Source organism: Amycolatopsis sp. NPDC031561, assembly GCF_055580625.1.
On record NZ_JBVILA010000002.1, the window covers coordinates 476373 to 484851 of the forward strand.

At 68.0% G+C, this 8479-nt stretch carries 10 protein-coding genes; 8 read left to right on the plus strand and 2 right to left on the minus strand.

What is annotated here, in order from left to right; all coding sequences use genetic code 11:
* The first annotated feature begins 129 nt into the window (after nucleotides 1–129).
* From ACZ5IK_RS07870 to ACZ5IK_RS07890, 5 genes are all read left to right on the plus strand, one after another.
* On the plus strand, nucleotides 130–801 hold the full coding sequence (locus tag ACZ5IK_RS07870; protein ID WP_101612027.1) for a rhomboid family intramembrane serine protease: 672 nt from the start codon (nucleotides 130–132) through the stop codon (nucleotides 799–801).
* A gap of 155 nt (nucleotides 802–956) precedes the next feature.
* Nucleotides 957–1730 carry a cytochrome c biogenesis CcdA family protein gene (locus tag ACZ5IK_RS07875; protein WP_465487064.1) on the plus strand — a complete coding sequence of 258 codons (774 nt, stop codon included), beginning with the start codon at nucleotides 957–959 and terminating at the stop codon, nucleotides 1728–1730.
* 74 nt (nucleotides 1731–1804) lie between these two features.
* Nucleotides 1805–3304 carry a cytochrome c biogenesis protein ResB gene (gene resB, locus ACZ5IK_RS07880; RefSeq protein ID WP_465487249.1) on the plus strand — a complete coding sequence of 500 codons (1500 nt, stop codon included), beginning with the start codon at nucleotides 1805–1807 and terminating at the stop codon, nucleotides 3302–3304.
* A gap of 5 nt (nucleotides 3305–3309) precedes the next feature.
* Complete coding sequence (gene ccsB / locus ACZ5IK_RS07885) at nucleotides 3310–4290, plus strand: c-type cytochrome biogenesis protein CcsB (protein ID WP_465487065.1); 981 nt, start codon at nucleotides 3310–3312, stop codon at nucleotides 4288–4290.
* A gap of 79 nt (nucleotides 4291–4369) precedes the next feature.
* The gene (locus ACZ5IK_RS07890) at nucleotides 4370–5713 is read left to right on the plus strand and encodes a MinD/ParA family ATP-binding protein (protein ID WP_465487066.1); all 1344 of its coding nucleotides are present in this window, start codon (nucleotides 4370–4372) and stop codon (nucleotides 5711–5713) included.
* On the opposite strand, the gene ACZ5IK_RS07895 is transcribed toward ACZ5IK_RS07890, so the two are convergent.
* Nucleotides 5710–5892 (minus strand): hypothetical protein, encoded by a 183-nt coding sequence (locus ACZ5IK_RS07895; RefSeq protein ID WP_101612031.1) that lies wholly within the window; start codon nucleotides 5890–5892, stop codon nucleotides 5710–5712. The two genes, ACZ5IK_RS07890 and ACZ5IK_RS07895, sit on opposite strands and share 4 nt — an antisense overlap.
* Nucleotides 5893–6041: 149 nt before the next feature.
* Nucleotides 6042–6254, minus strand: coding sequence for a BldC family transcriptional regulator (locus ACZ5IK_RS07900; RefSeq protein ID WP_005151795.1), 213 nt, complete (start codon nucleotides 6252–6254; stop codon nucleotides 6042–6044).
* Between the two features lie 266 nt (nucleotides 6255–6520).
* Between ACZ5IK_RS07900 and ACZ5IK_RS07905 the strand changes: the two genes are divergently transcribed.
* The 3 genes from ACZ5IK_RS07905 to cds1 are packed head-to-tail and all read left to right on the plus strand — an operon-like array spanning nucleotide 6521 to nucleotide 8363.
* Entirely contained in the window at nucleotides 6521–6994 is a 474-nt protein-coding gene (locus ACZ5IK_RS07905; protein WP_410606010.1) for an Lrp/AsnC family transcriptional regulator, read from the plus strand.
* Between the two features lie 11 nt (nucleotides 6995–7005).
* Nucleotides 7006–7284, plus strand: a complete 279-nt coding sequence (locus tag ACZ5IK_RS07910) for a DUF4229 domain-containing protein (protein WP_465487067.1) — start codon at nucleotides 7006–7008, stop codon at nucleotides 7282–7284.
* A complete protein-coding gene (gene cds1 / locus ACZ5IK_RS07915; protein WP_410606009.1) occupies nucleotides 7281–8363 on the plus strand; it encodes an L-cysteine desulfhydrase Cds1 in 1083 nt (360 codons plus the stop codon). The genes ACZ5IK_RS07910 and cds1 overlap by 4 nt, the downstream gene beginning before the upstream one ends.
* The last annotated feature ends 116 nt before the right edge of the window (nucleotides 8364–8479 follow it).

Sequence of the window (8479 nt, forward strand, 5' to 3'; positions counted from 1 at the left end):
CCCCTTTTTTTTTTCTTTTGGTTTGGTGTTCTTGAAAAAAAAAACCACAAAAAGGAGAGAAAAAACCGCGGCGGCTGGTTATCCTCCTCGTCTGCCGCGTAGGGCGGCTCTGAACTGGGGAGAAGGAACATGACGACTGCTGGAGATGTGCCCAGAGCAGGTCAGCGTGACGCCGAAGCCATGATCGCGGAGGCCAAGAAGGCCCTCTTCGTCATGGTCGGCGTGCTCGTGGTCCTCTGGCTGATCCAGATCTACAACGCCATCGACGGCTACGCGCTCGCCCTCGAATACGGGACACGGGCGCGGGAGATCAGCTCGCTGCCCACCGTGCTCACCGCGCCGCTCATGCATGCCAGCTGGGGGCACATCGAGTTCAACTCCGGGCCCCTGTTCATCTTCGGGTTCCTCGCGGCGTATCGCGGGGTGAAGAAGTTCCTCAGCGTCACGGTCCTGATCGCGGTGACGAGCGGCCTCGGCGCGTGGGCTCTGCACGACTCCGGCACGATCGGCGTCGGCGCGAGCGGGCTGGTGATGGGGTACTTCGGGTACGTGCTCGTGCGCGGGATCTTCGACCGGCACAAGATTGACATCGTGATCGGCCTGGTCATGGCGTTGTGCTTCGCGTACCAGTTCACGAACCTGTTCCCGCAGGACGCGGGCGTGAGCTGGCAGGCGCACCTCTTCGGCTTCCTCGGCGGCCTGATCGGCGGCTGGGTGTTCCGGGACCGCCGTCCCAAGCCCGTGGACGCCGCGCCCGCGTTCCCCACCATCCCGCTGACGCCGCCCGACACCCTCAAGTAGTCCTCTAGTTGCGGTCCTTACGCGTGCAAGTACCGCAACTAGAGGACGAAACGCGGGAAGGGAGACGGGACCAACGTCCTGACCGGGTGCGACGTAGGTCCCGTTGGGCCAGCCCCGGCGTTTTAACTCCGACCACACTGCCTACGCTCAGCCGAGTGAACTCCGTTACCGAGCTGGCCCTCACCGGGCCGCTGCTGCTCGCTGCGGGTGTCGCGCTGCTGGCCGGGACGATCTCCTTCGCGTCCCCGTGCGTCGTGCCGTTGGTGCCCGGGTATCTCGCGTACCTGGCGGCGCTGGTCGGCGCGGACGCCCCCGCGGTCAGCGCCGACGAGGCGCGCAAGAAGGGCCGCTACGCCGTCGTCGGTGCGGCGGCGCTGTTCGTGCTCGGGTTCACCGTCGTCTTCGTCGTGACGCTGGGGACGCTGGTCTGGATCGCCGATGCCGTCGCGGTGAACATGGACCTCCTCCAGCGCCTCGGCGGCGTGCTGACGATCGCCATGGCGCTCGTCTTCCTCGGCTGGATCCCCGGTCTTCAGCGCGAGTTCCGTTCGCACCACGTGCCGCGCGGCGGCCTCTGGGGCGCGCCGGTGCTCGGCGCGGTGTTCGGGCTCGGCTGGACGCCGTGCATCGGGCCGACGCTGTCCGCGGTCATCTCCATGGCCAGCGCCACCGGCGGGGCGGCGGCGCGCGGTTACGTGCTGATCCTGGTCTACTGCCTCGGCCTCGGCCTGCCGTTCCTCCTCATCGCGTTCGGCGCCCGCTGGGCCGTCCGCGCCACCGACTGGCTGCGCCGCCACGGCCGTCAGGTGCAGGTCTTCGGCGGCGCCCTGCTGATGATCGTCGGCATCCTGCTGGTGACCGGACTGTGGGGCGACATGACCGGCTGGATCAGAGACACCCTCGTGACCGACCTCAGGCTGCCCTTGTGACCACCGAATACCGCCAGACGCCGCTGAAGCGGGTCCTCGCCTTCCTGCGCAACACTTGGCGCGGGCTGACTTCGATGCGCACCGCGCTGGTGCTGCTGTTCCTGCTCGCGCTCGCCGCGATGCCCGGCGCCCTGCTGCCGCAGCGGAACCTCAACGTCGCCAAGACCGACGAGTACATCGCCGCGCACGGCTGGTGGGGCGAACTGCTCGACCGCACGCAGTTCTTCGAGGTCTACGGCAGCGTGTGGTTCTCGGCGATCTACATCCTGCTGATGGTCTCGCTCATCGGCTGCCTCGCGCCGCGCAGTCTCGACTACGCGAAGGCGATGCGCGCCAAGCCGGTGCTCACGCCGCGCAAGCTCGCGCGGATGCCGCATCACCTGTCCACCACGACCGATCGGACTCCCGAAGCGGTCATCAAGGACACGCACTCGCTGCTCAAGGGCTGGCGCCGCGTGGAGCACGAAGAGGCCGACGGAGCCCGAAGCATCTCCGCCGAACGCGGGTACCTCCGCGAGACCGGCAACCTCGTCTTCCACTTCGGCATGCTCGGCCTGATCATCTTCTTCGCGCTGGGCAAACTCTTCGGCTACGAAGGCCAGGTCATCGTCCAGGCCGACAACAGCCAGTGGTGCAACTCCGGGATCCTCGGTTACGACACCTTCAACGCGGGACTTCGCGTCGACGGCACCGACCTGAACCCCTTCTGTATCCGCCTGAAGGACTTCGAGGCGCGCTACACCGAGGCCGGACAGGCGAACTACTACCACTCCAACATGGAGTACCAGTCCGGCGAAGACCTGCAGACCGGCGCGTGGAAGCCGTACGGACTCGAGGTCAACTCGCCGCTGCGCACCGCGGGCGACCGCGTCTATCTGCTGAACTTCGGCTACTCCCCGAAGTTCACGGTGACCTTCCCGGACGGCACCGTGCGCACCAACATCACGCCTTGGCGTCCCGCCGACGAGCCGACGAAGCTCTCCGAAGGCGCGACGAAGATCGACCAGCCCGGCATCGCCGACCCGATCGAACGCCGCACCCGGCAGCTCGCGATCACCGGACTGCTCGCCCCGACCGCGTTCCTGCACGGCAACGTGCTGACGTCGTCGCGGCCCGAGGCGAGCAAGCCGGCGGTGGCCGTCGACATCTACCGCGGCGACCTCGGCCTCGACGCCGGCCGCGGGCAGTCGATCTTCCAGATCGACCAGTCGCTCGTCGAGGACGGCAGGCTCAAGAAGCTCACCCGGCAAAACCTGGACCAGGGCCAGGAGACCGTGCTGGACGACGGCACGAAGGTCCGCTTCGACGGCGTCCAGGAATGGGTCGCCATCCAGGTCTCGCACGATCCCGTGCAGGGCTGGGTGCTGGTCTGCGCGGTCGCGATGCTGATCGGGCTGGCGGGATCGTTGCTGGTCAAGCGGCGCCGGGTCTGGGTCCGGGTGATCCCGGCGCGTGAGGGCGGGACAGGTACCGTGATCGAGGTCGCCGGGCTGGCGCGCACCGATCAAGCGGGCTATGGCGAAGAGTTCCAGCGGATCGGCGACAAGCTGGTCCAGGGGCAGAGAGGCAACTAGAGGTCATGCCGATCAACGAGACGCTGTCCCAGTACAGCGACTACTCCTACACCACCGCGGCGGCGATCTACGTCATCGCGCTGATGTTCGCCCTCATCGAGCAGGGTTTCGGGGCGAAGGGCCGCCTGGCGGCCGAACGCAGCATGCAGCGCTCCCGCGAACTGGTCGGCGCGGGCGGTCCGCCGTCGACGCCGCCGGCTTACGGGACGCCCGTCGAGCCCTCGCGCGAGATCGGCCGCCCCGAACGCATCGGCCGCATGGGCGCCGCGCTGCTGGTGCTCGCCGCGCTGCTCCACCTGTCCGCGATCGTGTTGCGCGGCCTCGCCGTGAACCGCGCGCCGTGGGGCAACCTCTACGAGTACGGCATGGCCACGACCTTCATCGCCGTGGTGACCTGGATCGTCATCATGCGGAAGTTCCCGGTCCGCCACCTCACCGGCTTCCTGCTGCTGCCGGTCGTGATCCTGATGTTCGTCAACGGCACCATGCTGTACACGACGGCCGCGCCGGTGCAGCCCGCGCTGCAGTCGTACTGGCTGATCATCCACGTTTCCGCGGCGATCATCGGCTCGGGTGTCTTCCTGGTGCCAGGTGTCGCGAGCGTCCTTTACCTCTTCCGCGCCGCCCACGACGACAACCCGGCGAAGTTCGCCAAGTTCGGTCCGAAGCTGCCCGCCGCGGACGTGCTCGACCGCATCGCCTACCGGACCACCATCTTCGCCTTCCCGATCTTCACCTTCGGCGTGCTCTGCGGCGCGGTGTGGGCCGAGGCGGCGTGGGGCCGGTTCTGGGGCTGGGACCCCAAGGAGACCGTCGCGTTCGTGGCGTGGGTCGTCTACGCGGCGTACCTCCACTCCCGGGCCACCGCCGGCTGGCGCGGGAAGCGGGCCGCGATCATCAACATCGTCGGCTTCTCCGCGACGATCTTCAACATGTTCTTCGTGAACCTGGTGACGTCGGGCCTGCACTCCTACGCCGGGGGCTGACCGTCGCCGCTGCACGCGAGCCGACTACCGTCAATACTGAGGTAATGGGGAAAGACGTGCGCGGAGGAGGAATTCAGCGGTGACCGGACCCAATGAAGAATCGGCTCCTGGCCACCCCGAACCCACCGAGAGCGCCCAGCCCTCGGAGTTGTTCTCCGAGGACAGGACGGACTCGGCGCCTCACCCGCCCGCGAGCGGCTTCGAGGCCGAGCCGACTCAGGTCGTCCAGCCCCAGTACCCGCCGCAGGCGCAGTACCCGCAGCAGCCCGCCCAGCAGCAGCCGCCGTTGCCGCAGCCGTCGCAGGGGCAGTACCAGCAGGCCTACGACCAGAACCTGCCCCCGCTTCAGCCTCAGCAGCAGGCGCCGCAGCAGGCCGTTCAGTACCCGCCTCAGCCTCAGCAGCAGCAGCAGTACGCGCCGCCTCCGCAGGCCGTCCAGCAGCCCGGGGTGCCGGGGCTTCCGCAGCCGCAAGGCAGGCACGCGCTCCCGGACGAGCTCGCCACCGCGAGCCTGGTCAAGCCGCAGAAGCGCAAGCCGCAGTCGGGCTGGCGCAAGGCGGTCTACGTGGGTACCGGCAAGCTCCTCAACCCGGGCGAAAGCCCGGCCGACACCCGCAAGCGTGAACTGATCGCGCAGATCAACCAGCCGCTGCGCGGGTGCTACAAGATCGCGATGCTGAGCCTCAAGGGCGGCGTCGGCAAGACCACCACGACCACCACGCTGGGCTCGACGTTCGCGTCGCTTCGTGGTGACCGGGTCGTCGCCGTCGACGCGAACCCGGACCGCGGGACGCTGTCGCAGAAGATCCCGATCGAGACCACCGCGACCGTCCGGCACCTGCTGCGGGACGCGGACAAGATCACCAGGTACAGCGACGTCCGCTCGTACACCTCGCAGGGCGGGAGCAGGCTGGAGATCCTCGCCAGCGAGCAGGACCCGGCGGTTTCGGAGGCGTTCTCCGAGGACGACTACCGGCGCACGGTCAACCTGCTGGAGCACTTCTACAACATCGTGCTCACCGACTGCGGGACCGGTTTGATGCACTCGGCGATGAAGGGCGTCCTGGACGTCGCGGACGCGCTGGTGGTGGTCTCGTCAGGGTCCGTGGACGGCGCGCGCAGTGCCTCGGCCACGCTCGACTGGCTGGAGGCGCACGGCTACGGTGACCTGGTCAAACGGTCCGTCGCGGTGATCAACTCGGTGCGGCCGAAGGGCGGCTCCGTCGACCTCGACAAGCTCTCCGCGCACTTCGGCGCGCGGGTCCGTTCGGTCTGCCGCATCCCGTTCGATCCGCACCTGGAAGAGGGCGCCGAGATCGAACTGGACCGGCTCGACGCCGACACCCGGCTCGCGCTGCTGGAACTGGCCGCCACCGTCGCCGACGGTTTCGGAGGCCAGCAGTACCGGCAGGTCCAGCCCTAGTCTTTGTCCTCGTCTTTACCTTTGCGCTGCTGCTCTCCGAGCTTGCGCAGGAAGTCGGGGTCGTCGTCCGGGGCCAGTGTCGGCCGCGGCGAGGGCACCCCGACACGCTCGATCCCGAACGCGCGCCACAACACCACGGCGACGGTGAGCGCTCCGATGGCCGCGAGCAAATAGATCATGCTCGGTCCCTTTCCGCGTGGAGGACGTTGCTCAGTCCCACGAGGCTAGCCTCTTTGCCGCGCGCGGGGGGACTCATGGATACCCCAATGTGACGAAGGGCCATTACGAACCCTTCGTCACCGGAGTCCCGTTTGGGAGTAATGCGAGGTCAGACCTTGCGGGCGGGCTCGCTGGCGTCGGTGGTCAGCTCGGCGAGGAGCTCGTTCACTTCGGCCTCACGGAACCGGCGGTGCCCGCCGGGCGTGCGGATCGAGCCGATCCGGCCCGCGGTCGCCCATCGGGTCACGGTCTTGGGGTCAACCCGGAACAGGGCCGCCACTTCACCGGGGGTGAGCAACCTTCCGCCCATGGTCGCGGTCATTTTCCGCCTCCTTCACGGCTCAACTGCTAAACCGGCTCTACTGCCAAAACCGAGAGAGGCCTTGTGTCCGTCGAGCTCGGGTAGCCAACACGGCAATCGTTGCATCTCACCCGTCAGGTACTCGAACGGTTGTCCAACAGTAAAGAGCCCTTAAAGGTCAAAACCGACAACCGCGACATGTACGGCCGGACCCCGCGGTCTTGTCACGGATGTACGAAAACGCGCCCTGGTCATGCGAATCGGGCCATGGGACCTAAGGTGTAGCGGTGGACCAGGTGGATCGGAAGATCATCGCGGCATTGCGGGAGAACGGCCGGGCTACCTACGCCGACCTCGGCCGGTCTGTCGGGCTCTCGGCTTCATCAGTGCACGAGCGGGTCGGCAAACTCGAGGCCGCCGGCGTGATCACCGGCTACCACGCCATGGTCGATCCCAGCACGGTCGGACTCGGGGTGACGGCGCTGGTCGGCATCCACCCGACCGACACCGCGACCGAAGAAGACGTCGCGGCCGCGCTGGGGGCACTGGACGAGGTCGAAAGCTGCTACGCCGTCGCGGGTGACGAGGCCTTCGTGGTCAAGGTGCGCGTGGCGACCGTCGACGATCTGGAGCGGTCGCTCAACCGGCTGCGGCGGATCCCCGGCGTCGGCCGGACGAACACCACCGTCGTGCTCTCCACCCGCTTCGAAGGGCGGCCCAACAACGCGGGCCTGGACGACGTGCAGAACGGCAACGCGTAGCCTCCGTTGATGTGAGCGATAATCACCTGCCCCGTGACTTGACGCTGTACGTGCTGGCCAGGTTCGTCCTGGTCGGGGTCATCGCCGGCGGGTTGCTGCTGGTCAACGTCCCGTTGCTGGTCTCGCTGCTGATCGGCCTCGTCGTGGGTCTGCCGCTGGGCCTGCTGCTGTTCCGCCCGCTGAACGCGCGCGTGACGGCCGGGCTCGCCCGCCGCAACGAGAAGCGCGCTCGCGCTCGTGCCGACCTGCGCTCCCAGCTCCGCGGCGACCGGGCGGACGGGGCAGCGTGAGCAGGCTCCACAGCCGCAGCTGGGTCCGCGAAGCCGTCCGCATCATCGAGGCCGACGCGAACCGCAGTGCCGACACGCACCTGCACGTCTTCCCGCTGCCCGCCGACTGGGGCATCGACCTGTACTTGAAGGACGAGTCCGTCCACCCGACCGGCTCGCTCAAGCACCGGCTCGCGCGTTCGCTGTTCCTGTACGGCCTGGTGAACGGCCAGATCGGGCAGGACACCGTGCTCGTCGAGGCGTCCAGCGGCTCGACGGCGGTTTCGGAGGCCTACTTCGCGCGGATGCTCGGGCTGCGGTTCATCACCGTGGTGCCGCGCAGCACCTCGCCGGAGAAGATCGCGCTCATCGAGTTCTACGGCGGCGAGTGCCACTACGTCGACCGGGCGCCGGACATGTACCCGGAGGCCGAGAGGCTCGCTTCGGAGTGCAACGGCCACTACCTCGACCAGTTCACCTACGCCGAGCGCGCGACGGACTGGCGCGGGAACAACAACATCGCCGAATCGGTGTACGCGCAGATGCAGTCCGAGCGGCACCCCGTGCCGACGTGGATCGTGGTCGGCGCCGGGACCGGCGGCACGAGCGCGACCTTCGGCCGCTACGTGCGCTACAAGCGGCACACCACGAAGATCGCCGTCGTCGACCCGGAGAACTCGTCGTTCTTCGGCGCCTGGGAAACCGGTGCGCTCGACTACGCGACCGGGATGCCGTCGCGGATCGAGGGGATCGGGCGGCCGCGCGTCGAGCCGTCGTTCGTGCCCGGCGTGATCGACGAGATGTTCCAGGTGCCGGACGCCGGTTCGCTGGCGGCCATCCGCGTGCTGCGCGAGCGGACCGGGCACTGGGCGGGCGGCTCGACCGGGACGAACCTCTTCGGCGCGTTCACCCTGATCTCGCGGATGATCTCGGAAGGGCAGGCGGGCAGTATCGTCACGCTGCTGTGCGACGGCGGCGAGCGGTACGCGAACACGTACTACGACGACGAGTGGCTGGCGCGGAAGAACATCGACATCGCGCCCTATCTGGAGAAGTACCAGGAGTTCCTGGTGAGCGGGAAGCTCGCTCCAGAGGCATAGGGGCGACCAGGGTGCCGGAGCGCGTGGGTCGGGTTGGTCGTGAGTGGCGTTTCGGGTTCTAACCCGAAACGCCACTCACGACCCCAGCGGTGCGCCTTGCCACTGCCAGCCCGCGC

Bases quoted from the DNA above. Each gene is read 5' to 3' on its own strand.
- ccsB (WP_465487065.1), top strand. From the start codon at position 3,310: ATGCCGATCAACGAGACGCTGTCCCAGTACAGCGACTACTCCTACACC.
- ACZ5IK_RS07870 (WP_101612027.1), top strand. From the start codon at position 130: ATGACGACTGCTGGAGATGTGCCCAGAGCAGGTCAGCGTGACGCCGAA.
- ACZ5IK_RS07900 (WP_005151795.1), bottom strand. From the start codon at position 6,254: ATGACCGCGACCATGGGCGGAAGGTTGCTCACCCCCGGTGAAGTGGCG.
- ACZ5IK_RS07895 (WP_101612031.1), bottom strand. From the start codon at position 5,892: ATGATCTATTTGCTCGCGGCCATCGGAGCGCTCACCGTCGCCGTGGTG.
- resB (WP_465487249.1), top strand. From the start codon at position 1,805: ATGCGCACCGCGCTGGTGCTGCTGTTCCTGCTCGCGCTCGCCGCGATG.